Annotated in this window: 17 protein-coding genes; 8 read left to right on the forward strand and 9 right to left on the reverse strand. The window is 58.2% G+C overall.

Translation table 11 applies throughout. The features are described 5' to 3' along the window. Positions 1-72: 72 nt before the first annotated feature. A complete protein-coding gene (locus FDG13_RS14575) occupies positions 73-594 on the forward strand; it encodes a hypothetical protein (protein ID WP_180129126.1) in 522 nt (173 codons plus the stop codon). A 96-nt stretch (positions 595-690) separates the two neighbouring features. Continuing rightward, complete coding sequence (locus FDG13_RS14580) at positions 691-1863, forward strand: diguanylate cyclase domain-containing protein (protein WP_370528235.1); 1173 nt, start codon at positions 691-693, stop codon at positions 1861-1863. A 2-nt stretch (positions 1864-1865) separates the two neighbouring features. Here FDG13_RS14580 and FDG13_RS14585 read toward each other — a convergent pair whose 3' ends face one another. Together FDG13_RS14585 and FDG13_RS14590 are read right to left on the reverse strand one after the other, a co-directional pair. Continuing rightward, positions 1866-2564 (reverse strand): glutathione S-transferase family protein, encoded by a 699-nt coding sequence (locus tag FDG13_RS14585; protein ID WP_180129128.1) that lies wholly within the window; start codon positions 2562-2564, stop codon positions 1866-1868. Then, entirely contained in the window at positions 2561-4534 is a 1974-nt protein-coding gene (locus tag FDG13_RS14590; RefSeq protein ID WP_180129129.1) for a lytic transglycosylase domain-containing protein, read from the reverse strand. Before FDG13_RS14590 ends, FDG13_RS14585 begins: the two co-directional genes overlap by 4 nt. A 9-nt stretch (positions 4535-4543) precedes the next feature. On the opposite strand from FDG13_RS14590, the gene FDG13_RS14595 reads away from it, so the two are divergent. Together FDG13_RS14595 and FDG13_RS14600 are read left to right on the forward strand one after the other, a co-directional pair. Next, complete coding sequence (locus tag FDG13_RS14595) at positions 4544-5143, forward strand: 5-formyltetrahydrofolate cyclo-ligase (RefSeq protein WP_180129130.1); 600 nt, start codon at positions 4544-4546, stop codon at positions 5141-5143. Between the two features lie 42 nt (positions 5144-5185). After that, entirely contained in the window at positions 5186-5725 is a 540-nt protein-coding gene (locus FDG13_RS14600; RefSeq protein ID WP_180129131.1) for a cysteine hydrolase family protein, read from the forward strand. A gap of 5 nt (positions 5726-5730) precedes the next feature. On the opposite strand, the gene FDG13_RS14605 is transcribed toward FDG13_RS14600, so the two are convergent. Both FDG13_RS14605 and FDG13_RS14610 read right to left on the reverse strand, forming a co-directional pair. Beyond that, positions 5731-7131 (reverse strand): L-serine ammonia-lyase, encoded by a 1401-nt coding sequence (locus FDG13_RS14605; RefSeq protein ID WP_180129132.1) that lies wholly within the window; start codon positions 7129-7131, stop codon positions 5731-5733. A gap of 19 nt (positions 7132-7150) precedes the next feature. Continuing rightward, positions 7151-8044 carry a DUF6279 family lipoprotein gene (locus tag FDG13_RS14610; RefSeq protein ID WP_180129133.1) on the reverse strand — a complete coding sequence of 298 codons (894 nt, stop codon included), beginning with the start codon at positions 8042-8044 and terminating at the stop codon, positions 7151-7153. Here FDG13_RS14610 and glmU point away from each other — a divergent pair. Then, positions 8043-9476 (forward strand): bifunctional UDP-N-acetylglucosamine diphosphorylase/glucosamine-1-phosphate N-acetyltransferase GlmU, encoded by a 1434-nt coding sequence (glmU, locus tag FDG13_RS14615; protein WP_180129134.1) that lies wholly within the window; start codon positions 8043-8045, stop codon positions 9474-9476. The two genes, FDG13_RS14610 and glmU, sit on opposite strands and share 2 nt — an antisense overlap. A gap of 2 nt (positions 9477-9478) precedes the next feature. Continuing rightward, positions 9479-10270: an ATP-binding protein gene (locus FDG13_RS14620; RefSeq protein WP_180129135.1), complete on the forward strand. Its 792-nt coding sequence runs from the start codon at positions 9479-9481 to the stop codon at positions 10268-10270. Between the two features lie 56 nt (positions 10271-10326). On the opposite strand, the gene FDG13_RS14625 is transcribed toward FDG13_RS14620, so the two are convergent. Both FDG13_RS14625 and FDG13_RS14630 read right to left on the reverse strand, forming a co-directional pair. After that, on the reverse strand, positions 10327-10818 hold the full coding sequence (locus tag FDG13_RS14625; protein WP_180129136.1) for an Lrp/AsnC family transcriptional regulator: 492 nt from the start codon (positions 10816-10818) through the stop codon (positions 10327-10329). Beyond that, positions 10815-11714, reverse strand: coding sequence for an EamA family transporter (locus FDG13_RS14630; RefSeq protein ID WP_180129137.1), 900 nt, complete (start codon positions 11712-11714; stop codon positions 10815-10817). Before FDG13_RS14630 ends, FDG13_RS14625 begins: the two co-directional genes overlap by 4 nt. Positions 11715-11851: 137 nt before the next feature. On the opposite strand from FDG13_RS14630, the gene glmS reads away from it, so the two are divergent. Together glmS and FDG13_RS14640 are read left to right on the forward strand one after the other, a co-directional pair. Continuing rightward, positions 11852-13720: a glutamine--fructose-6-phosphate transaminase (isomerizing) gene (gene glmS / locus FDG13_RS14635; RefSeq protein WP_180129138.1), complete on the forward strand. Its 1869-nt coding sequence runs from the start codon at positions 11852-11854 to the stop codon at positions 13718-13720. 330 nt (positions 13721-14050) lie between these two features. Further along, positions 14051-14893, forward strand: a complete 843-nt coding sequence (locus tag FDG13_RS14640) for a DUF6602 domain-containing protein (protein WP_180129139.1) — start codon at positions 14051-14053, stop codon at positions 14891-14893. Positions 14894-15018: 125 nt separating this feature from the next. Here the strand turns inward: FDG13_RS14640 and FDG13_RS14645 are convergent, their stop codons facing one another. The 3 genes from FDG13_RS14645 to FDG13_RS14655 form a co-directional block, all read right to left on the reverse strand. Next, entirely contained in the window at positions 15019-16545 is a 1527-nt protein-coding gene (locus FDG13_RS14645) for an ATP-binding protein (protein WP_180129140.1), read from the reverse strand. Positions 16546-16770: 225 nt separating this feature from the next. After that, positions 16771-20883, reverse strand: coding sequence for an Eco57I restriction-modification methylase domain-containing protein (locus tag FDG13_RS14650; protein ID WP_180129141.1), 4113 nt, complete (start codon positions 20881-20883; stop codon positions 16771-16773). Further along, entirely contained in the window at positions 20880-24179 is a 3300-nt protein-coding gene (locus tag FDG13_RS14655; protein ID WP_218942737.1) for a helicase-related protein, read from the reverse strand. Before FDG13_RS14655 ends, FDG13_RS14650 begins: the two co-directional genes overlap by 4 nt. Positions 24180-24510: the final 331 nt, after the last annotated feature.

Below are 24510 nucleotides of genomic sequence, written 5' to 3' on the forward strand. Positions count from 1 at the left end.
CGCTTTAGAATGTTACAAATCCGGCACAAGAACCGGTCAACTTTGGTAAGAAAGTGAGCAGGGCGGATGGTGATGTCGACATGTCGGTGGAATCTGTTCTGGCGCAGTGGCTTGTTTCTGTTGGCCGCTGTGCTGCCTTGGCTGTCGCAGGCACAGTCCTTGGCCAAACCGGTGGGGCCTGTCATCCTGACCATCAGCGGGAACATCGCGCACAAAAACTCGGCCAATGCCGCCGTGTTTGACGCGGCCATGGTGGATGCGATGGCCGTGAGTCAGATCAAAACGTCCGCATTCTGGCGCAAAGGGTTGCGTACCTTCACCGGGCCGTCTCTCCAATCCGTGCTGGCGCTGGTGGGTGCCAAAGGCCAGTCGCTGCGCTTGATCGCCCTGGACAACTATGAGGTGCGTGTTCCCATTCAGGACGTGACGCAATTCAACCCGGTGCTTGCCCGAAAAATTGACGGGGTGAGCTTGAAAGTCAAGGACCAAGGCCCCCTGTTCTTGATCTACCCTTTTGACGATCTGCCCGAGCTTAAAAGTGAGGTCCATTACGGACGATCCGTCTGGCACCTGACACAGATGGTGGTGGAATGAGTTGCCCGGGGCTTTGAAGTGACAGCCTGGTTGCTTGGATGGTTGCGCTGTGAAGGTGATGTCAAGGCGAGCGCCCGGGTAAGGCGCGGGGCCTTGGTGATCTTTTTGCTGATCTTGCTGGGTATTCCCATTTTTGGATGGCTTCAAGACCGGCAGGCACACAGCCTGGAGCGTTTGACCCGCCCAAGCTTCAGCGGTTTTGAATGGAATGCTTTCAAGCTTGAACTGCGGGTCTTGTCTTTGCGCAGTGCCTTGTTTGAAGCACTGATGCGGCCGGATGCGCCGCAACTGATCGAGCGGGCGAGCACCCAGTACAACCTGTTTTTCGCACAGTTTTCGATGATTGACAACGGTGCGAGCCGGGAAACGATGCAGGACGCGCCCATCTTTCAGACGGTGTTGGCGCAAGCGCAGGCCTTGATCAAGCAAGCCGATCCGGTGCTTGAATCGGTGAGTCCAGTGCCCGATTACCCCGCCATGCAGCGGCTGTTGGACCAGGTCGACAGTTTGCACATCAATGTGCATCGTCTCGTCATTGAGGCCCATGAACGACGTTATTTGCAGTCAAGCCAACTGATCCAAGAGGTGACCGGCCTCGGTAACTACCTTCTTGTGCTGTCGTCTGTTGTGCTTGTGCTGGGGATCGGCTGGGGTGTCTCAGCCATGCGCAACTTGAGCCTGACTTTGCAGCGGCAGCAGCAGTTCAAAGAGTTGTACCTGCATTCGAGTTTTCATGCCTCACACGACTTTCTGACCGGTTTGGCCAACCGCAGACTGCTCTACGACCAGTTGCAACACGCCCTGGCCAGCAGCAAGCGGCACAACGCCCATGGTGCCGTCATCTTGATTGACCTCGACAATTTCAAGCCCATCAACGACACCTATGGCCATGATGCCGGGGACATGTTGCTGGTTGAAGTGGCCAAACGGATGAAGAACTGTGTGCGTGATGTAGATACGGTCGCCCGGCTGGGGGGTGACGAGTTTGCGGTCTTGCTCGGGCAGATCGATGGCCCGGCGGCGGATGTGAATGGCACCGTCAGCATGGTCTCGCAGAAGCTGCTTGACGCCTTGTCAGCCCCCTATCTGCTGACCCCGTTGGGTCAGAAAGCCGAGCCAGGCGGTATTCGTCACGTGTGTACGGCCAGCGTGGGTGTTGCGGTGTTTTTCAGGGACGAGCTCAATGCCGATCAAATTATCAAAGTTGCTGATGCCGCCATGTACCGCGCCAAGCAACTTGGCGGAAACCGCATCGAACTGGCGACTTAAGCCTATGGCTTGTTGGCCTGGCTGGCCAAGCGGTACGGCTCTTCAAAGTCCAGAAAATCCTGCTCGGCGCAGGCACCATCGATCCAGGCTTGAACGCCTGCCAGGGCGCAGACGCGCTGCACATAGGTCGCGATGTCCTCTGGCAACGGCAGCGCATAGGTGAGCAGGCGGGTGCAAATTGGCGCAAAGTAGGCATCGGCCACTGTGAAGTGGCCAAACAGCAGCGGTCCGCCGTGTGCCTGTAGCAGCGGTCGCCACATCTCAATCAGGCGCGCTACATCGGCACGCACACCGGGCTGGTCGCGCCAGAGCAGGGCGCCGGTGTCGGGCAGGTGGGCTTCGATGTTCATCGGGCAGTGGTTGCGCAGGCTGGTGAAGCCGCTGTGCATCTCGGCGCAGATGCTGCGCGCCCGGGCTCGCGCCGCCTTGTTGGTCGGCCACAGCTGTTTGTCGGGAAACTGCTCGGCAACATACTCTGCAATCGCCAGGGTGTCCCACACCACCAGATCACCGTCCACCAGCACCGGCACCTTGCCGGTAGGCGAAATCGGTTTGAGCGCCGCCTTGAATTGCGAGTCGGGTGTGAAGGCGTCAAAACGCACCATCACCTCCTCAAACGGGATACCCGCCTGTTGGAGCAGCACCCAGGGCCGCATCGACCAAGACGAGTAGTTTTTGTTACCGATATAGAGTTGGATCATGGCAGGTCGCGGTTGTCTGGTGTGCTGATGTCGGCTGGGCCAATGTGCCCCAGCCGTGCCTTGAGGGACTGGGTCTGCCCGGTGATCATGGCGGCGTAAATGGTGGTGTTGGCCAGCACTTTCTTGACGTAATCACGGGTCTCGGTGAACGGGATGTTCTCCGCCCAGATGGCGGCTTCTACCGACGGGCTGCCTGCCTGACCGCGCCAGATACGTGGGCGCCCTGGCCCGGCGTTGTAGGCCGCTGCTGCCAGAGGCATGGAGCCAGCAAAATCGTCCAGCACCAGCTTGAGGTAGCCGGTGCCAATGGCGATGTTGGTGTCGCGGTCGTTGAGTTGCAGGGGGTTGAAGTTGCTCAAGCCAATTTTTTTGGCGGTCCAGCGCGCGGTGGCGGGCATCACCTGCATCAGGCCTGAGGCGCCCACGCCTGAGCGCGCATCGGTGATGAAACGGCTTTCCTGGCGGATCAGGCCGTACACATAGGCCGGGTCGAGGTTGATGCTGCGGCTGCGTTCAATCACCGCCTGGCGGTAGGGCATCGGGAAACGTTGCACCAGATCGATCACGTTGCGGGTGCGCTCACTGGTGTTGATGCAGCGGTCCCACACTGCGTTTTGGCAGGCCAGATCAGCGGCGGCCAGCAGCTCGCGGTCATTCATGCCGCCGGGGGCATGCAAATTGGTGCTGTAGTTCCACTCACGCACACCCTCGCTGCGCAGGCCCAGGGCGATGGCTTTGAGGGCGCGTTGCAGCCCTGGGTTAGCCTGTGCGCGGTCTTTTTCCTGGGCGGTCAGTGGCGTGGGAGCGAGTGGTGGCGTGATTGGCTGGCCCAGTTCTTCCAGGGCCAGCAAAGGGTAAAAACCGCGCACGCTGGCAATGCTTTGCAGCAACTGGCGCGCCTGTGTCTGCTCAGCCTGGCTTTGGCCCGGTTGCATCAAGGCGCGGGCACGCCAGTAGACCCAGGTGGGGTCGCTGGCGGCGTCCGGGCTCATGGCGTTGATGGTCTGCAGCGCGTCATGCCATTGGTGCTGGCGCAAAGCGGCGCGGGTGCGCCAGGCCAGATGTTCGTCACTCATGGCCTCGGGGCTGGCGTGTTGGAAATAGGCCAAGGCGCTATCAGAGAGTTTTTGTGCGGCTTGTTTGCCAATCGCGCCCCAGGCCCAGGCACGCTGGGCGTAGGTGAGATGTTTGCTCCAGCGCTGCTCCAGCGCCTGGGCCGCGCTGTCGGGCGCTGTGTCGGCCCAGCGGATCAGCGCCAGCACCGCCAGCTCCTGGTTCAGGCGTTGGTTGGACACCGGGCGTTTGATGAGAATTGTCTCGGGTTTTTTCAGGGCATCAGCCAGGGCTGCGCTGGCGTCGGGCGCCACGATGGCGACCACCTGGCGTGCCGCATCGAGCTGGCGCGCCTCCACCAGCAGCCGTGCCTTGCGCCAGACATCGGCCTCGGACAGCTGGCCCGCGGCAAAGTGGCTTTGCGCGGCCAGGGTGCAGCCGTCACCCGCATCCTTGGCTGCATACCACTGGGCTTTGACCTCGTCAGCCAGGTCCACCTTGGCCAGGATGTTCTCCATGGCCAGGGTGTAACAACGCACCTCGCGGTCATCGTTCATACGGAAGTCGGGCGCGGCCTCGGCAAAACGCGCCCAGTCGCGGCGCTGGCCCAGCAGCAGCAGCCAGTCGTTGCGCAGGCGGTCCTCCTGGTAGGTGCCGCGGTACTGGTTAAAAAATATGTTGACCTCGTCCGACGTGGCGGTGTCCAGCCGGGCGCGCAGGGTCCAATACGCGGCCCAGGGTGCCAGCATGTGGCTTTGGGCCTGCGGTTGCAAGGCGGCTAGTCGGGTACTGTCGCCTTTTCTGAAAGCTTGCTGCATGTCCAGCAAAACGTTATCGGCCGAGGTTTGGGCGTGAAGCATTGGCGCCGCGAGTAATCCGGCGGCACCAATCAATGTCAAAATCGTCTTGAACTGCATGTGGAGATTATGAATAACTCTGATGAACAACGTGCGCAGGACAAAAAGGCCCTGCGCCAACAGCTTCTCGAACAACGCCTGCACCTGCCAGACCGCGAACAGCGGGTGGCCTTGTTGCGGCGTGTCATGCGCATCTGGCTGGTGGGTCGGCCCGACACGGTGATTGGTGCCTATTGGCCGATCAAGGGGGAATTCAACCCGCTACCGGCCCTCCATCGCTGGAAAGAAGACGGCGAACTGGTCGAGCGTCCTCAGCTGCGCAAGATTGGACTGCCAGTAGTCGACAAAGTTCACAAGACCATGACCTTTCATGCCTGGTACCCAGGCTGCCCGATGGAAGACGACGCCTACGGCATCCCCAAACCCAAGGACACCGAGGTGATCACACCCACGCTGCTGTTTGTGGCCTGTGTCGGTTACGCACCCGGTGGTTACCGGCTGGGTTATGGCGGCGGTTTTTATGACCGCATGCTGGCTTCACTCAACCCCCGGCCGTTCACCGTTGGGCTGGGTTTTGGCACCGACTTTTTGCCCGACTTTGAACCCGAGCCCCATGACATGCCACTCGACGCCATCCTCAACGACCACGGTGTGGTCTGGCCGGTGTGAACGGTCTGCCCCGCGCCCTCTGATGACAAGGGCACCACGGCCATGACTTCCGCGCTCCTGATCATTGATGTGCAGCACGCCCTATGTAGGGGTGACGATGCTGCTTTTGACATTGCGTCTGTGATTGATCGCATCAACCGTGTGTCAGCGCAGGCCCGCTCGGTGGGTGCGCCTGTGATCCTGATCCAGCACGAAGAGGCCGATGGGCCGCTGCAGCACGGTGCCGATGGCTGGCAGCTCGATGCCCGCCTACAGCTGTCGGACGCCGACCTGCGGCTTCACAAAACCGCCTGTGATTCGTTTTACCAGACCAAGCTGCAGGACCTGCTGCTGTCACACGCGGTGGACCACCTGGTGGTGTGTGGCCTGCAAAGCGAGTTTTGTGTCGACTCCACCGTGCGTGCCGCACTGGCCCGGGGCTACCCGGTGACCCTGGTGGCCGACGGCCACAGCACCGTGGACAACGCTGTACTGACTGCGGCGCAGATCTCTGCCCACCACAACACCACGCTGGCCAATTTGGGCAGTTTTGGCCCGCGCGTGACACCCGTCCCGGCGGCTGAGCTGCGCTTGGGCGCCTGAGCGCGTCAGCACTCCACGATATTCACGGCGAGCCCGCCGCGTGAGGTTTCCTTGTACTTGGTCTTCATGTCGGCGCCGGTCTCGCGCATGGTCTTGATGACCTTGTCGAGCGAGACCACATGCTGGCCGTCGCCCTGCAGCGCCATGCGGGCGGCGTTGATGGCCTTGACCGCGCCCATGGCATTGCGTTCGATACACGGCACCTGCACCAGGCCACCCACCGGATCACAGGTCAGGCCCAGGTTGTGCTCCATGCCGATCTCGGCGGCGTTTTCGACCTGCTCCGGCGTGCCACCCATCACCGCCGCCAGGCCCGCAGCCGCCATCGAACAGGCCACACCCACCTCACCCTGGCAGCCCACCTCGGCGCCGCTGATCGATGCGTTGAGTTTGTAGAGGATGCCGATGGCGGCTGCGGTCATCAGGAAGTTGTCCACATTGTCCTGGCCGCCTGCGCTGGTGTTTTGGCCGCGCGATGGCAACACAAAACGGTCGCAGTAATGCAGCACCGCCGGGATCACGCCCGCTGCGCCATTGGTGGGCGCGGTGACCACGCGGCCACCGGCGGCGTTTTCCTCGTTCACCGCAAAGGCGTAGACGTTGACCCAGTCCAGCACACTCAAGGGGTCGGCCAGGGTGCGCTCGGCACGTTCGCGCAACTGCGCGGCCAGCATCGGCGCGCGGCGCTGCACCTTGTACGGGCCGGGCAGGGTGCCGCTGTGGCTCAGGCCGCGTTGCACACACTCGCGCATCACGCGCCAGATGGTGTGTAAGCCGCTGTGGATGGCCTCGTCACTGCGCCAGGTGCGCTCGTTGGCCCACATGACCTGGCTGATGCTGTAGCCTGTTTGCTTGCAGATCAATAGCAACTCGTCCCCGCTGGTAAAGGGGTAGGGCACTTTTTGGTACTCAGTCAACACAGCCTCGTTGGCGGCGCCTGCGGTCACCACAAAACCGCCGCCCACACTCAAATACTTGGCGGACTTGAGTGTCTGGCCCTGGGCATCGAGGGCCGTGAACTTCATGCCATTGGGGTGCTCGGCCAGGGCTTCGCGCCGGTACATCAGCACATGTTCACGCTCGATGAATGGAATCGGGTGCTGGCCCAGCACATTCAGTGAACGGCTGCTGCGCACACCGGCAATCAGGCTGGGCACCGCGTCCACATCCACCGTGTCAGGTGCGTGGCCCATCAGGCCCAGCATCACCGCCACGTCGGAGCCGTGGCCTTTGCCGGTGGCGCCGAGTGAGCCGTAGAGTTCGCAGCAGATGCTGGTGGTCTGCGCCAACACACCCTCCGTTTGCAAGGCAGCAACAAACAGGCGCGCGGCACGCATTGGGCCCACGGTGTGGGAGCTGCTGGGGCCGATGCCCACTTTGAAAAGGTCAAAAACGCTGATAGCCATGGGGTGATCTTAGGTGGGTTCAGCGCGGCGCTGACAGCGTACGCAGGTCGAGTTCATAAGCCTGGAGTCGGCTCACCATCTGCTGCCGCTGCGCCGGGCTGGCGCTGTTGTGCAACTGGGCAAAGCTGGCGCAGTTGGCCTGGGTGAAAGCCTCCAGATTGGCGCGGTAGACCGGGTTGGGCGAGTCGAGCAGGCGCTGTTGCAGGGCATGCAGCCGCGCCTGCGCTTGGCTGGCGCTGTCACCGCCCTGCACAAGCGCTTGCAGCGTTTGCCGCAGGTCCTGGTGGCGGCGCAGCATCTCGGCTTCGGCCTGCACCACGTCATAGGGGTTGGCCAGCACACTGCTGGTCAGCAGGCTGCGTTGTGAGTCACTCAGGCGGCCGTAAAAACTTTCGCTGCGTTCGATCAGGCGCTCGGCACGGCGTTTGGTCAGCTTGGCCGGGCTGATCTGAACCCACTCTTCGCGCCAGGCCTGTTCTCGTTTGTCCAGTTGGTGGGCCAGGTGTTGCATTTGCGCGGGAGTGAGTTGCCGCACCAGGGTGGCCAGGCCGGGCTCGGCCTGGGTCAGCACCACCTGCAGGTGCGCTTTGAGCTGGTCGATGACTTGGCAGGTGAACTGCGGTGTGGTGTCATGCAGGGCCTGGGTCTGCAGCGAGGCCAGCAGCTTGGCCAGTTGCGGCAGCTCCTGGCTGCGGTGCCAGCTGTGCAGGGTGTCCAGGTCTCGGCGCAGCGCCACACTCTGGGCATCGTTGAGGTCAAAGTAACTGTCCACCCACCAATACGCCAGGCTGGGTAACTGGTCGTACCCCAGGCGCACCATGCTGCAGGCGCCCAGCAGCAGCACGGTCAGCGTCACCAGCAGGGCGCGGATAATGCGAAAAAACGGCAAACGACTCAACGCGGAGCTTGGCATGGCAATCACTCAGACACTTTTTACAGACACACCGCTGGACGTGGTGATCATGGCAGCGGGCAAAGGCACCCGGATGAAAAGCAAACTTCCCAAAGTGTTGCATCTTTTGGCCGGACGTGCCTTGGTGCAGCATGTGGTGGACACTGCCGCCGAGTTGCAAGCCCGTCAGGTGACCGTGATCACCGGTCACGGCGCTCCTGAAGTTGAAGCGGCTTTATCAACGGTGACAAGGGCTACAGGCCAATTGGATATCAATTTTGTGCGCCAGGAGCCTCAACTCGGCACCGGCCATGCCATCCAGCAGGCGGTGCCGGTGTTGCGTGACGATGGTCTGGTGGTGGTGCTCTCAGGTGACGTGCCGCTGACCCAAGCCGACACCTTGACGCAGCTGATCAGCGCCTGTGCTGGTGACAAACTCGCGCTGCTGACCATCGACTTTGCCAACCCCACGGGGTATGGCCGCATCGTGCGCAAGGGCGACGCGGTGCAAGCCATCGTCGAGCAAAAAGACGCCAGCGCCGCGCAACTCAAGATCACCGAGGTTTACAGCGGCATCATGGCGGTGCCTGCCAAACAGCTCAAAAGTTGGCTGGCGCGGCTCGACAACAAAAACGCCCAGGGTGAGTACTACCTGACCGATATCGTCAAGTTTGCGGTGGCCGATGGTTTTCCGGTGGTGGCGCACAAAATCAGCGACGCGGCCCAGGTGGCCGGTGTCAACAGTCCGGTGCAGCTGGCTGAGCTGGAGCGCACCTACCAAAAACGTGTGGCGCTGCAGCTGATGGAGCAGGGTGTGCGCCTGGCCGACCCGTCGCGCCTGGATGTGCGCGGCACATTGACCTGTGCGCAGGACGTGGCCATTGATGTGAACTGTGTGTTTGAAGGTTTGGTCAGCCTGGGTGAGGGCGTGCACATTGGCCCCAACTGCGTGATCAAAAACGCCAGCATCGCCGCCGGTGCGGTGATCCACCCCTTCACCCACATCGAGGGGGGTGAGCCCGGCAGCAAAAATGCCATCGAGGTCGGTCCGGGCGCGTTGATCGGTCCGTTTGCCCGCCTGCGCCCAGGCGCCAAGCTGGGCGCCGAGGTGCACATCGGCAACTTTGTCGAGGTCAAAAACTCCACCCTGGCCAAAGGCGCCAAGGCCAACCACCTGGCCTACCTGGGTGACGCCACCGTGGGTGAACGTGTCAACTACGGCGCAGGCAGCATCACCGCCAACTACGACGGCGCCAACAAACACCGCACCGTGATCGAGGCCGATGTGCACATTGGCAGCAACTGTGTGCTGATTGCACCGGTGACGATTGGCGCGGGAGGCACCGTGGGCGGCGGCTCGACCCTGTCCAAAGACGCGCCACCGCTGGCGCTCACCGTGGCGCGCGCGCGCCAGGTCAGCATCCCCAACTGGAAACGCCCTGCCAAGAAATGAGCGTGGCCAGCGACTCACCAACCCCCCAAGACCTGACCGAGCAGCTGGCGCAGTTGCAGTGTCAGTTGGATGCCAGCCGCGCCGAATTGCAGGAGTTCACCTATGTCGTGTCACACGACCTGCGCGCGCCACTGCGCCACATCCACGCCTACGCCCAGATCATTGCCGAAGACTGGCCCGACCTGCCGGACGATCTGGCCAGCCACCTGGGCACCATCCGCCAGGCGGCGCAGCTGCTGACCCGTCAGCTTGACGGTTTGGCGCAACTGTCACGGCTTGGCACACAAGTGATCGACCTGCAGCCAGTGTCTGTGGGTGCGCTGGCGCGTGAGGTGGCCGACGAGTTGGTGGCACTGCACCCGGATGTCGATGTGTTGTGGCAACTGGCAGGCGATGTGCCTCCGGTGCTGGCCGACCCGTGCCTGCTGCGCCAAGTGTTGCAGCAGCTGCTGGGCAATGCCCTCAAATTCAGCCGGGGCCGATGCCCGGCCCAGATTGCCCTGGGCTGGCAGTTTGAGCCCGCGCCATCTGCAGAGGCCGAGGCCGCTGCACCCGCAGGCATCCGCCTGACCCTGCGTGACAACGGTGTAGGTTTCAGGCCCGAGCAGGCGCAGGCGCTGTTCAAGGTGTTTGGCCGCTTGCATCCGGCGTGTGAATTTGAAGGCCTGGGGCTGGGCCTGCTGTTATGCCGCCGCATTCTGGAGCGCCTGGGCGGCGCAATCCAGATCACAGCCACGCCAGACCAGGGTTGTGAGGTCGCCGTGTGCCTGCCTGTGGCACCGGATCACTCTTGAATCCATAGCTACTGGCCCTTTTTATATAAGGGCTAGAGGCCCAAAAGGCTTATAAGTTAGAGCGACTCCGGTAAAGGCAGACTAGCGCCGAACTTGCTGCGTTTGAGGCTGAAAAAACTCTTCACATTGCGCACATTGGCATCTGCGGTGAACAGCTGCTGGGTCAGCGCCAAATAGTCGGGCATGTTGGCGGCGTGTACCACCAGGCAAAAGTCCGGCCCGGGGGAGACACGGTAACACTGCTGCACCGCGTCGATGGGCGCCACGCGCTGCTCAAAGACCTCCAGCGCGGCCTGGTCCTGGCGGTCCAGCGTGATCTCGACCACCGCTGTGAGCCCGTGGCCAAGCTCGCTGGCGAGTTTGTCGGTGCTGAGCACCGCGATCTCGCGCTCGATCAAGCCGGTGTCTTTGAGGCGTTTGACCCGGCGCAGGCAGGTCGGCGGCGACACATGGACCCGCTCGGCCAGTTCCTGGTTAGTCAAAGCCGTGTTGGTTTGCAGCTGGGCGAGTAACTGCAGATCGATGTTGTCGAGTGTCAGGGCGCTCATGGGGCGGGTCGCTTCAAGAGTTTTTGGCGCAACATGGGCCACAGCAGGTTGAGCGCCAGCCCGGCCATCACCAGCGCGGCGGCACCCAGTTTCCAGGGCGGCAGGCTCTCACCGAGCCACCAGGCCGAACAACCCATGCCAAACAGCGGCACCAACAGCGCCATCGGGGTGATGGTGGCCGCGCTGTAACGGCTCAGCAGCCAGCCCCAGGCGGCGTAACCAAAGATCGAATTCCCCCATGCTTGCCAGGCCACGGCAGCCCAGGCCACGCCATCGGCGTGTTGCAGCCCGGCCAGCAGTGCAGGCCAGCCCTCTACCCACAGCGACAAAACAGCCAGCGGCGGCACCGCAAACAGACTGGACCACACCACATAAGCCACCATGTTGATGCGCCCGGCAGCGCGGCTCACCAGGTTGCCACCCGCCCAGGACAAGGCCGCCAGCAGCACCAACCCCAGGCCCAGCAGCGTGGTGCTGCCGTCGGTGTGGGCCACGATCACCCCCAGGCCACTGGCCGCCAGCAGCAGCGCCAGCCATTGCACCCGCTGCAGGGTTTCACCCGCCAGCGCCATCGCCAGCCCGATCGTGAAAAACACTTGAACCTGGATCACCAGCGAGGCCAGACCCGGCGAAATGTGCCCGTTCATCGCCACAAACAGCAGCCCGAACTGCCCCACACCAATCAGCAGCCCGTAAGCCGCCAGATTGCGCCAGGGCACCGCCGGGCGCGGTATCAAAAACACCATCGGTACAACCACCACACAAAAACGCAAGGTGGCAAACAGCAGCGGCGGCATCTGGCCCAAGGCCAGCTTGATCACCACAAAATTGCTGCCCCACACCGCCACCACGGCCAGCGCCAACAAAAAATGGCGTAGAGAAAGTGATTTATTCATTCATGAAAACTCTGTTTATGAAATATTTAAACACACATCATGTTTTGTGAAATATACAGTCAAAAAAATCGACAAATAGACTGCATATTTCTTGTTTGAGCTTCTACGATGCAGTCCATCACTTTTTGGAGCAGCTTATGTGTGGCATCGTCGGTGCAGTATCCCAGCAAAACATCGTTCCTATTTTGGTGCAGGGCCTGTCGCGCCTGGAGTACCGGGGCTATGACTCCTGTGGTGTGGCGGTGTACGCCAACGGCCTGCAACGCGCTCGCAGCACCGCCCGTGTGTCGGAGTTGATGGACCAGATCGCCACCACCCATTTGCAAGGCAGCACCGGCATCGCCCACACCCGCTGGGCCACCCATGGCGCACCAGCGGTGCACAACGCCCACCCCCATTTCAGCCATGGCCCTGGGGCTGACGCTGCCAGCCGCCCGGGGCGCATTGCGCTAGTGCACAACGGCATCATTGAAAACCATGACGAGTTGCGTGCCAGCCTGCAGGCCAAGGGTTATGTGTTTCAGAGCCAGACCGACACCGAAGTCATCGCCCACCTGGTGGACAGCCTGTATGACGGTGATGTGTTTGAGGCCGTCAAAGCCGCGCTGGGTTCGCTGCGTGGTGCCTACGCCATTGCGGTGTTCTGCAAGGACGAGCCGCACCGCCTGATTGGCGCGCGCGCTGGCTCACCGCTGATTCTGGGTGTGGGGCCGGACCACCAGGCGCACTACCTGGCCAGTGATGCCATGGCGCTGGCTGGCGTCACCGACCAGATCGTGTACCTGGAAGAGGGCGACGTGGTCGACATCCAGCTTGGTAAATACTGGCTGGTGGACAAAAGCTTCAAGTCCCTGACCCCGGCCCAGCGCCCGGTCAAAACCGTGCATGCCCACAGCGGCGCGGCCGAGCTGGGCCCGTACCGCCACTACATGCAAAAAGAGATTTTTGAGCAGCCGCGCGCCATTGCCGACACCCTGGAAGGCGTCAACCACATCCAGCCCGAGTTGTTTGATGGCGCGAACGCCAGCGCCGCGCGCGTGTTCAAGGAGGTTGACTCGGTGCTGATCCTGGCCTGTGGCACCAGCTACTACAGCGGCTGCACCGCCAAATACTGGCTCGAGAGCATCGCCAAAATCCCGACCCAGGTCGAGGTGGCCAGCGAATACCGCTACCGTGACTCGGTGCCGAATCCGCGCACCCTGGTGGTCACCATCACCCAGTCGGGCGAAACCGCCGACACCCTGGCCGCGCTGCGCCACGCGCAAAACCTGGGCACTTTGCACACCCTGACCATTTGCAACGTGTCCACCAGCGCCATGGTGCGCGAGTGTGAGCTGGCCTACATCACCCGCGCCGGCGTCGAGATTGGTGTGGCCTCTACCAAGGCCTTCACCGCGCAGCTGGCCGGACTGTTTTTGCTGACCCTGGCGCTAGCGCAATCACGTGGCTTGCTGAGCGATGCAGAGGAAGCGCGCCACATCAAGGCCATGCGCCACCTGCCCGCCGCGCTGCAGTCGGTGCTGGCGCTGGAGCCGCAGGTGATCGCCTGGGCGCAAGACTTTGCCGCCAAGGAAAACGCACTGTTCCTGGGCCGGGGCCTGCACTACCCGATTGCGCTGGAAGGCGCCCTCAAACTCAAGGAAATCAGCTACATCCACGCCGAAGCCTACCCGGCCGGTGAACTCAAACATGGCCCGCTGGCACTGGTGACCAGCGCCATGCCGGTGGTCACCGTGGCGCCCAATGACGCGCTGCTGGAAAAGCTCAAGAGCAACATGCACGAGGTGCGCGCGCGCGGCGGTGTGTTGTATGTGCTGGCCGACGCCGACTCCAAGATCGAAAGCGCCGAGGGCCTGCATGTGATTCGTATGCCCGAAAACTATGGCGAGCTGTCACCCATGCTGCACGTGGTGCCGCTGCAATTGCTGGCGTATCACACCGCTTGTGCGCGGGGGACGGATGTCGATAAGCCACGCAATTTGGCGAAGTCGGTGACGGTGGAATAGGCCCCCGCGTTGGGCCTGATAACTGTTGACATCAAATAAAGTTCTATCCCAACAAATAAAGACCTATCGTAACAAATAAAATGCTATCCTAATTTGGAGGCGAAGCACTATTGAGCGTGTCAAAATTGAGCGCCCCAGGTGTTCACGGCTTGCAGGTTTCACGGAATTTTTTACTGGTGTAAAAATCAGTAAAACCGAGAAGAATTCTGTCTTCAAGTCACCCATGAGGTTTTCATGATACGGTCAATACGCCGAGCCGACATTCATTGGCTTATTTTGAGGTACCCATTGATTTGGGTAGTTTGATCCATGGCGAAACACGAGCCACCTGTGACAAGTTTTCGCCTCGAAAATCTACTGACATTAGCGTCTGATCGCATGAAGGCAGATCTTCGCGAAAGGCTGATAGCTCACCCTGGGGAGCTCGGTACGGACCGCGAGGAAGTTATTCGATCATTTCTCCGTGCCTATCTACCGAAACGATTCGAAATCTCGACTGGGTTCGTCTTTGATGCCAACGGTACCGTGAGCAAGCAGGTCGACATAATCATTGCAGATTTGTCTGTCTGTGCCCACTTCGAAACTGCTGGCGGGACACGGTACTATCCGTGCGAGTCAGTGGTGGCTGTAGGCCAAGTCAAATCATCACTTACCTCGGTAAAGAAGTTCCATGACGCCTTGGAAAATCTGGAATCGGTAAAATCCCTCGACAGGTCTGCTCGCGGCCGAGCGTTTGATATTCGTTTCAACGAAAAAATTGACCAAAAGTCAAATCATCTTCACCAAATTTTCAGCTTTGTGTTGGTGACTGGCAGGACGATTTCCGACGCTGCTATCCAAGGGCAGTTTCTTGACCACATCATTTCCCGTGAACCGCATCTTTGGCCGAATGTTTTTCTCGCGTTGGATCGGTACCTCGTCACCTTCTGCTGTGACGACGGTGTGTGTCCAAACCCCATGCACGCACGCGGGATAGCACTTCAACAGGCTAAAGATTCACCTGATTTAGTGATGAGGTTCTTCCTCCTGCTTGGCCGATCTATCGAGGTAACCCGTATTTCTGGTCTGCCCTATTGGGAGTATCTCAATACCGCACACGAATGGACTGCTGAAATCATATATTCATCTACTGATGATCCCCCCCCATTCCTGTCTGCCCTCATCAAGGTGTAGCGCTAAAAGCTCGGTTTTTTATCATACGCACCGGCATCCGGGCTGCTTGTCACTTTTACAGACTTAAATATTAGTTAACAGACTTTAATAGCAAAACCATTTGGATGGTTTCATTGCTGTCGTAACTATCTGGTCCTGGCCAGCGTCAAGAATGCGTCGACAGCATCAGCGGCGTTGATGACTTCTTGACGCGGTATATTGGGTGCACTAGGGTGCGAGTATGGATTCATCACCACGTCTTTCATGAGCTCAAGCTGATGCAGGGCAGCATCCCAATCAACCTTTGAGACAGCGGGTGAACCCTGCCACGTCTTTAGGCCGTTCAAAAGGTCTTGCGCTTTGTGATCAGTCAAATCCTGCTTGTAAGAAAGTTTGACGCTCTTCAGCTCACATGCGGCACGCAGTCCAGTCTCAAACGCTTGACGTACATAGTTGGCGGCGGCCTCTACATAACCTTGGGCCAATAATTCGCGGGCCTTCTGCAATAACGCAGGCGCGGGGCGGTTTTGCGTTCTACGCACTATGGGCATTGGGGCTGTAGCTCCTTGGTCACCCTCATACACTTCGTAGCAAGTCCAGCCGCTGGGCAAATGCTGACGCGCCAAGTCAAACCAGCCACGGTCATGAGTCAGCAGCACGATCTGCCATTCAGGAAAGTTGTCTTTCAGCACATTGAGAACAGGTAAGCGATTCGAATGGTCTAGTCCCACCAGCACATCGTCCAACACCAGTAACTTTAAGTGGGGCGTGGTCCGTGGCGTGCAGGCCAACCGGGCACCAAGGTAAAGAGCCAGACCGAGTGCTGACAAGCGGGCTTCATTCAGATAGTTTTGTGGCCGTTCGACATCAAGACCTCGGTACGAAATTTTGAGCCCGATCATTTTGTCTACGAAGGCTTTGTCCCGCGAAGCTTTTGCCCCGTTATAGCGAACACCCGCAAAAGGCAAATCCACCAATTGCAGACTATTTGGAGAAAGTTTATGCAAAATAGCCGCTGCTTCGGGCAAAAGTAGGGTGATAGCGCGCTTCGTAGCAGCGTTGAATTGGGTGCAAGCATTTAGAGCATTGCTAACCAATCTGGGGGAATTTACGGTGGGCAGGTTACGCTGGACAGCCTGCCACAATTCCCAGATTGTCCTGTTAGTGGCCAAATCAACAAATCCGGCCAACAGTTCTGACACCATCGGGTAAAACAGATTAATCGCATCATCGCCATGCTTGTAGTTGGTGGCGAGCAGACTGCGATAGTCAAGCATGGCACTGAACTTGGCGGCTTCTTTGACCTTTGCATTGACTGGCGCGGTGTGACCAGGATGAACTGGTACTGCAAATGGCCCATTTTGCGCACTCCCGAACACCATGCGTGTGGGCTTATCGCTGACCCCAATTGTCCAGGCAGCGGTGGAGCTGTCAGTGAACGCCACCTGCACACGGACATTGCCGATGCTTTCACTTGAAAACGAGTTGCGCAAGCTTAGTAGGCTGGGCGGTGTGTCGTTGCTGAACATGCCCCGAAGCGCGTGAAACAGCGAGCTCTTGCCACTTCCGTTCTCTCCATAAACCAGAAGATTCTTGCCATCCAGCTCAAACGTGGCGGGTGCCGGACCGGGGAAGGCGCGAAAATCATTGAGGCTAAGTGTTTTAATCTTCACTTTGCTGCAGCCGGTATGCCTTGCCGAATTTGCTCAACCATTCGTGCCGTTCGCGGGCAACCAAGCCAAGGGGGTACAAGTTGTACCCCAGTCAGCGTCTGAGTTTTGGTCAGGCTTGCAGGTTCCGCGCCTGCCGTTGCTTTTTTATTCATGTTGCTTCCCTTTTTTGCTCCCTATGCTTTTGATAGCCTTTTGCGCAAATTCCACCTGGGCTAGCGGCCTATTTCATGACTGTCCTTCAATCAGGCGCACTACCTCCAGCGTTTGCAGCTCAAACAGTTGGCCGTAGATGGGGTGGCGGGGGTGGAAGATTTCGGTGGCTTTGGCTTGTGCGTCCATGCCGTCGTGGACGCCCGCTGCGGTGCAGGCGTCGAACAGGCGGATGTTTTTGACTTGCAGCTCTTCGGGGAAGAAAAGTTCGTAGACCAGTCCGTTGAGGAGGCGTTCGTATTCGGGAGCTGCCACACCGGTAAGAATTGTCTGAACGACGATTTCCACAGTAGTACGCTGATCGAAATTGGCATTAGGAATGGGCAGGGACTCTAGTGCCTCTGGCTGAACCTCATAAAACCCGCCCTGTTTACCAACAAAAACGCACTTGGAGAAAAACGCTGACACGGCAGAATTCAGAAGTCCAAGCAGAAACAAGGAATTACTTCCAACGTTGAAAAAGTACGAAGTGTTACCCAGAAAACTACCAGTTTTGTCAAGACAAAAAGTGGGCGCGATTGAGACTTTGGTCGAAACGATTTTGGGTTGAGCAAAGTCCTCCCAATAAGCGATGTTGTCCTGAATTTCATGCCAATCGTAAGACCCAGGTTTTCGACCAGGCCAAGCACCTTGCTCTTTGTCATTCCACGCTTCAGGCTTGGGTTTGAGCTGCGTTTGAAATGTCTTCAGGTGTGCTTTGACTGCCGGATAAGCATCGATGTCGATTCCTCGCCTAGTGAAAATGAGCCAAATATCGCTAGATCCAGCGCGCCAGCGACTAATGTCTTTTCCACGCAAATAGGGCTTTATCAGTTCAGCGGACTTCGGGTCTTGCTCAATAAGTTGCGCCCGAGTATTGGTATCAATAACGAACGCATCGTTGAAACCCGTAGTCACGCCACGATAGATGCGTGCGCCCGCCGACTGACGAAGTGATGTGCCAGTTTTACGAAGGCGCTCCAGCAACCGGCGCTTTTTTGGTTGTTCAAGTTGCCAGCCACCGGGCTTGAGTTCATTTTGCGGCACAGCAAATCGTTCGGCGGCAAACACGACAGGAAAATCGCTAACGCGGTAGTTCTCATTCGTGCTGTCCCAGTTCAATACCGCCAACTCGTTCTTCACATCACTCAACGGCACCGCTTTGTCGCGCTTGGTGGCAATGACAATGGTGGGGTAAGCCAGCGCGTCAAACACGGCCTCGTCACCAAAGTCGATGATTTGGCGCAGCTCGGTGTGCGTGACCATGTATTCGCGCAGGGCTGTGCCGTATTTGGCGCGGAACCATTTGTTGCTAGTGATGAAGCTCAGACAGCCGTGGGGGTTGAGTAGCTGGAACGAACGCTCATAAAAGTACACAAACAAGTCTGCTGTGCCACTGAAGGTGGCGTAGTGCGGCTTGAAGCGGGGTTTGTCGTCTTTGATGGACTCTTGCCGCACATAGGGCGGGTTGCCAATGACGATGTCAAAGCCGCTCTGAAAACCAAACATCCACTCGGGGTCAAAAAAGTCAGCATGGCGGTTCTGGTCAAACGGGTCCCAGGCGGTCATGCGTTCGGCATCGCCGGGCTTCAGTGTCAGCTCGGCCTTGAGCAGCGTGGCCAGCTCATCACGCAGGCGCAAAATTTTCTCTTTGCGTTTACGCTTATCGGCAAAGCGTTTGGCCGCAAAGTGGCTGGCATTGGCATCGCGCAGCTCGGCTTCTTTCTCAGCCACCTCGGGGTTGGCCAACAGGTCTTTCTGCACGCCGCTGCGCGGAATCGGTAGCAGGGTGTTGGCGGCGACGATCTTGGTTTCCAGATTGGGCAGCGGTGTCAATCGCTGGTGATCAGTGCTCAGCTTTTGCTCCACCACCAGGCTGATAAAGAAGCGCAGCTTGGCAATCTGCACGGCGATGGGTTGAATGTCCACGCCGTACAGGCATTTTTCGATCAGGTAGAGCTTGCGGGCGTAGTCGGCATAGTCAGGGTCGGCAAAGTCAGCATCAAACTTTTCCAGTGTTGCCAGGGCGGCGGTGGTTTGCTCGTCGCGCAGGGTGGGATCACGCAGCTTCTTGGCGCTGGCAAGCTGCTCTGCCAGTGGGGCACGGTTTTGGGCTTTCCAGAGCGCGTTGTCGGGGTCGAGCTTACGCAGCACGGCCACCAGTTTTTGCAGCATGCCCATGGGAAAGGCGCCGGAGCCGCAGGCGGGGTCGAGCACACGCAGGCGCTCTATGGCCGCGATGATTATTTGCGTTTCTTCGGCTGAAAAATCGTGGCCAGTTTGCCGGTAACTGAGCAGGCGGCGCAGACGGTCACCCAAAACGTTATCTGGCCCCCTCACTGCCGGGTAGCCAGGCATGGGGTTGGCGGCGACAGCGTCAAGGTGCAGCTCCAGATCGCCGGGGCCAGCCTCAAGGTCAAGCAACCCATTTGCTACAAATTGTGCGGCTGATTGCGCAGGTTCTACGTGGGCTGCAGCCGATATTGGCCTTTCCAGGTAACAAACCAGGGCTTCGTCCACCATGTAGTCCACCACCTCACGCGGGGTGTAGAAGGAGCCGCTTTTTTTGCGCGCGGTGGTTTTGGTGTCGGGGTTGTAGCTGGCGAGCAGGTTCTCAAAGACCTTGCCCAGCAGCTCGGGGTCTAGGGCCACTTCTTCTTCAACCGGCGTGTTTTCTTCGATGGTGAACTTGTAGCTGTCAAAAATCTTGAGCAGGCCGCGCGGTTTGTATTTGCGGTTTTTGGTGCCGAACACGTCGTTCAGGTCCACCTCGTCGGCACCATCGCCAAAGAACAGTTCGTTGGGGATGTGCATGGGGTTCTCGTCGCGTTCCGAGAAACCATCTACCCGTAGCACGGTTTGCTTGCCTTCGGTAACGATCAACCCTGCCAGCGTGGGGTCACGCTTGGCGTCCTCTGGCGTGACCAGTTTGTCCAAGCACTCGAACAGGCCACCATTCAAAAACGGCACCTTGCGGAACAGCGCCAGCGCGGCGTCTGGGTCTTTGAAATCACCTTTATAGCGGTAGGCGGTGTGGATCAGATATTTGTCCATCCGCTTGGGGCCAGCAGTGGCGCGCCACACGCGCTGCTTGTTGCCGTCTTCATCTTCATCCGCCGTTTCGGTATTGAGGGTGGCGAAAAACAGGTTTTGCAGAATGGCTTTGTAATAGTTGCCTTGTGCGCCGTGCTGGTGGGGCGGCGTGTTCAGCAGCGCCGCCAAAGCCTTTTCGTCAAACAGGGCGGCGGGCACCAAGTGCTTTTCCTTGAGAAACCAGACAAAGATAAGCCGGGTAAGCAGGCGTATCAGTGCGACCGTGGGGCGATTGTTAGTCGTTGGGTCATCTGACTTCTCCAGAGGCTGGCCTTTGGGGAACACCACGCCCGTGCGTGCGAGGATGGCCCAGTAGTACCACTCGGCCAGGTCTTTGTAAAAGCGGTCATTCAGTGCTTTGACATCCAGCACCTTGAGCCAGGCTTCATACAGCTTGTCGAAGCTGGAGGGGACGTACTTCGCGTCCACCTCAGTCAACGCCATGCTTTCTAGAATGCGCAGGTGAGCGGCGTGGGGGGTGCCCAGATCAATGTCTTTGATGACGGAGACTTTGCCTTCAATCACATCCTGCGACGCATCGCGTTTGTTGGCCCGGCGGTGGATCACCGAAATGGACAGAAGTGGTGTGCCATCTTCCCGCGGGTGGCGAAACAACAGAACAGCGGGCATGGGGAACAGGCGATTGACCTCGCGCGTGAGCGCGGCCAGGCGGGTGCGCGACCATGCGCCAGGTTTCAAATCCAGCGCCAAGAAGACAAAGCTCTCCACCAGCCATGCCTGCACACCCCCTGTGTCAGTCAATAGGCTCATTTGCCCAGCAGCCAAAGCGGGCAGTTCGTCATTGGTGAGTTGGAACAGGAAAGCGGCGCTTTGCCACTCGGCCAGGCTGGCATGTACGGGGTTGAGCTGCTTGCTACCACCCAGCAGGTTTTCAACTTCTTTGGCAAACGCTTGGGGTTGGGTGGGCAGCTCTAGTGTTTTGTGGCTGGCATAACCCAGTTTGCCAAGCAATGCGGTTGCGCTAGTGCGTAGATCGCCAGTGGCCAAGGTGTGCAGCGCGGCTTGAAGCTCTGCGCGTAGAAGCTTGCCGCTCATGCTGGGCTACCCAGTGATGGCTGGATCACCAGCCAAGTGATGAGTTCAAAGTCGTTGTTACTTTTCACCGCCCTGCTTGCATCCATGAGTTTGCCGCCACGGCTTGTAAACAGGTTAGCAGCGTTTTTTCGGGTGAATTGGGCCACGATGGCGGCCACAGTTTTGTCCAGTAGTGCGGAGTACGCGCTCATGTCTTGCCCATGGCGGGTTTGCTCGTCAAACAGTTTGCACAGGTCGGTATAAGGTTCTGTCTTGCCCTGACAGAGGACGCGGAAAATTTCCAGCACTTGCTTGGGTGCAGCAAAGTTGTAGCGCACCACGCCATCAGCCTGTATGTAGACCAAGAAATACGGGCTCAATGGGTTGACCGTTTGGTTATTCGTTTCAACACCCTGCGCCGCCTTGTGCTGTTGCTGGCGCAGGCAATAAATAACGCCGGGCTTGACAGAGGCATGCTCGGTGCTGGCGGGCACAACACCGTACAGGCCGTAAGGCGCGTCTTGCAACTTGGTGCGGTTGGCATCCACATAGTTACTCAGGTCCATACGGAAGTCGTCCAGGCTGAACTCATTCAGCGCCACGGATTCATTGAAGTCTTCCAAGTCCAGCACCTCGTCTTTCAGGCGCATGAGTTGCTTGTCGCGGTACTTCAGATCTTGGTGAATTAACTCTTCAAGTTCCGCATTGGTCAACACGTTGTCTTCATTGGTGGCAGAAATATCTACCAATGCCATGCGCGCCTCAACCCGGTTTTTGAGGTTGATGTACTTATTTAAGTCTGGCGTAGGCCAGAAGTTGACGAGCTGAATGGTGTCGTTCGGGCTACCGATGCGGTCAATACGGCCAAAGCGTTGAATGATGCGCACCGGATTCCAGTGGATGTCGTAGTTGACCAGTAAGTCGCAATCTTGCAGGTTTTGGCCCTCAGAGATGCAGTCGGTGGCAATCAGAATGTCAATCTCTCCGTCTTGCGGCATCTTGGACATCTTGGCACGCTGCTTGGCGCGCGGTGCAAAGTTGGTCAGTATCTGGTTGAACTCGGCCGGACCAAAAGTGGAGCGGTTGGGACGTGCACCGCCAGACACCAGCGCAATGTGGCTGCGCAGAGTTGTGCTGGCCCAGGGCTCCAGTTGCTCATATAGATAGGCTGCTGTGTCTGCAAAGGCGCAGAACACGATGATCTTGCGATTGGATTCACCACGGATATTTGTGGTGGGCGTTGTGACCTTGGCTTCGATGATGTCTTTGAGTTCCGCCAGCTTGGCATCGCGCTCGGGCGTAACGCCGCCAGCACTTTCTGCAAGCATGGAAAGCTGCCGTTTGTCGGTGGCCAGATCTGCCAGCCAATCGTCCACACGCATGTGCTCCAAGCGGTATTTAAGGCTACCCACCTCAAAGGCTTCACGCAGTTCCTCGTCTTCTTCGGCCTCCATCAAAAACAGCGTAGCTTGCAGGTCCTGCGCTTTGCCGTCGCGCAGTTTTTGGTAGGCTTTCAGTCGCTCTTCCAAGTCTTCGATCTTGCTAACTGTGCGCTCCATGGTGATGGCGAACGATTTGACTGAGCTTTCCAGTCGTTTCAAGAAGTTCACCTTCATCATGCCGATCAAAAACTTTTCACGGTTCTCCTGGCTGAAATTGCGTACATTGGTTTCGCCCTGGTACTGGTCCTTGAATTGGGGCAGCACATAAATGGAGGGTTTGAAAAGAGCCAGTTGGTACTTTTCAATCTCTTCATTTAACTTGTCGTAGGTGGGGAAACGGCCCTTGCTATCAATCTCTGAATACTTGGAAATCGGTTTGGCACGTTTGGGGAATTTGCCGATTTGCGCGATGGAGGCGCGGTAGTATTTTTGGATGTGCTTGCGGGAGCGGGCGATGGTCAGCTCATCCAGCAAGGTGAAGAACCCAGCGGGCAGCCCGTCCATCAGGTCTTTGGGGTCACGTTCACCAGGAAGTTTTGCCCACGCAGAAAAGGTTTTTTGTGCAGTGTCTAACGTTTGTTTGATGCTGGCAATGCCCGTGGTCGGCATCAGGGCATGATCGCGTCCCTCGGACACAAGGTAAAGCTGGTTGCGCAGGTCTTTCAAGTCGTTGTTGACCGGCGTGGCCGACAGCAGCATCACCTTGGTTTTTACCCCCGCCTGGATGATGTCTTGCATCAGCTTTTCATATCGACTCTTTTTGTCGTCCTTACCTTTGACGTTGTTTCGGAAGTTGTGCGATTCATCAATCACCACCAAATCGAAGTTGCCCCAGTTAATGGCACCAATGTCAACGTCTCCAGCCTTTCCAGAATCACGAGACAGGTCGGTGTGGGACAGCACCATGTAGCTGAACCGGTCGCGAACGAAGGGGTTGAGCTCGGTCATGTTGCTGCCGAGGTAAACCGTCCAGTTCTCTCGCAGCTTTTTGGGACACAGCACCAGCACGCGGTGGTTGCGCAGCTCAAAGTATTTGATGACGGCCAGCGCGGAATATGTTTTTCCCAAGCCAACGCTATCGGCCAGGATGCAGCCGTTGTGAGTGTTGATTTTCTGAACAGCGCCCTTGACACCGTCTTTTTGGAATTCAAAAAGGGTTTTCCAGATTTCGGTGTCGGTGATGGCGGTGTTGTCAAAAAACTGGGCGTGCTCCTCCTGCCCAGACAGGAACTTTTCAAAGACGTGGAACAGAGTCTTGAAGTAGATGAACTCAGGGGAATGGTCCACGTAGAGCTGCGCCAGATACTCCAGCACTTTGGCTTTGACATCTTCGACCAGCGCGGTGTCTGACCACAATTCATCAAACCAAGCTTTCAGGTCGGATCGGTCACGGTCACTATCGACCACCATGTTCAACTCGATATTCGGTGCAGCAGACAGGCCTAAACCGCGCTGGGTGAAGTTGGAACTGCCCATCAGAGCGTGTTCGCGTCGACCGTCGTCGATGTGGTACAGCTTGCCATGCAGCAAGTTGGCTTCGCGGATGGAACGGACTTCGACCTTGTTGGTGATCCATTCGGCACAGCGGCGGGCGACTTCCTTTTGCTGAAGGCGGTTGGCAAGTTCCAAACCTTCGTCTTCAATCTTGAAGGCCTTTTTGTCGGTCTTCTCGGGGTCTAGTGTCTGAATGAACTTTGGCTCACCGAACAGGAACTGGAGGGATTCGATCCCGTCGAGCTGATCGCTGAGGGCTTCGTAGGCATAAATGGTGAAGTAGGCCGACACGACTGAAAGGCGGCTGCCGTTGCTGGCCTTCTCTTTCAGGAATTCTGCGACTTTGCCCCTAGTCCTGTTGTCTCTGATACCTGATTTCAAGTGAATCCCTTTGTGATGCGGTACCAGATGTTGCACATATCGAAACTGCGACATCAAGTTTTTTGGTTTTTACTTTCTTGTGATCGGTACTGTACTGCACTGCACAAAAATCCAACTGAGGAACGAATGCATGGGGAGCCTAGCTACGAAGCAATCATTCTCTTGGCCTTCGCTACGAGCTTGAAGGGCTTGATATCTGGTGCCGCCACCGTTGAGTTGCTGTCTGTTTCAGGCATTTTACTAAGGTGGTCGAAGAGGCCGTTGGTGGAACATTGGCACTTGAAGTGCTGCGCGCATTGAGTGACGCTCAAATATAGGTTGTCGGTGCCGA

This window comes from Rhodoferax sp. BLA1 (assembly GCF_013416775.1).
In the GTDB taxonomy this organism is placed as follows: domain Bacteria; phylum Pseudomonadota; class Gammaproteobacteria; order Burkholderiales; family Burkholderiaceae_C; genus Rhodoferax.

Bases quoted from the DNA above. Each gene is read 5' to 3' on its own strand.
- FDG13_RS14650 (WP_180129141.1), bottom strand. From the start codon at position 20,883: ATGAGCGGCAAGCTTCTACGCGCAGAGCTTCAAGCCGCGCTGCACACC.
- FDG13_RS14575 (WP_180129126.1), top strand. From the start codon at position 73: ATGTCGACATGTCGGTGGAATCTGTTCTGGCGCAGTGGCTTGTTTCTG.
- FDG13_RS14610 (WP_180129133.1), bottom strand. From the start codon at position 8,044: ATGCCAAGCTCCGCGTTGAGTCGTTTGCCGTTTTTTCGCATTATCCGC.
- FDG13_RS14595 (WP_180129130.1), top strand. From the start codon at position 4,544: ATGAATAACTCTGATGAACAACGTGCGCAGGACAAAAAGGCCCTGCGC.
- FDG13_RS14600 (WP_180129131.1), top strand. From the start codon at position 5,186: ATGACTTCCGCGCTCCTGATCATTGATGTGCAGCACGCCCTATGTAGG.
- FDG13_RS14605 (WP_180129132.1), bottom strand. From the start codon at position 7,131: ATGGCTATCAGCGTTTTTGACCTTTTCAAAGTGGGCATCGGCCCCAGC.
- glmS (WP_180129138.1), top strand. From the start codon at position 11,852: ATGTGTGGCATCGTCGGTGCAGTATCCCAGCAAAACATCGTTCCTATT.
- FDG13_RS14630 (WP_180129137.1), bottom strand. From the start codon at position 11,714: ATGAATAAATCACTTTCTCTACGCCATTTTTTGTTGGCGCTGGCCGTG.
- FDG13_RS14590 (WP_180129129.1), bottom strand. From the start codon at position 4,534: ATGCAGTTCAAGACGATTTTGACATTGATTGGTGCCGCCGGATTACTC.
- glmU (WP_180129134.1), top strand. From the start codon at position 8,043: ATGGCAATCACTCAGACACTTTTTACAGACACACCGCTGGACGTGGTG.
- FDG13_RS14585 (WP_180129128.1), bottom strand. From the start codon at position 2,564: ATGATCCAACTCTATATCGGTAACAAAAACTACTCGTCTTGGTCGATG.
- FDG13_RS14625 (WP_180129136.1), bottom strand. From the start codon at position 10,818: ATGAGCGCCCTGACACTCGACAACATCGATCTGCAGTTACTCGCCCAG.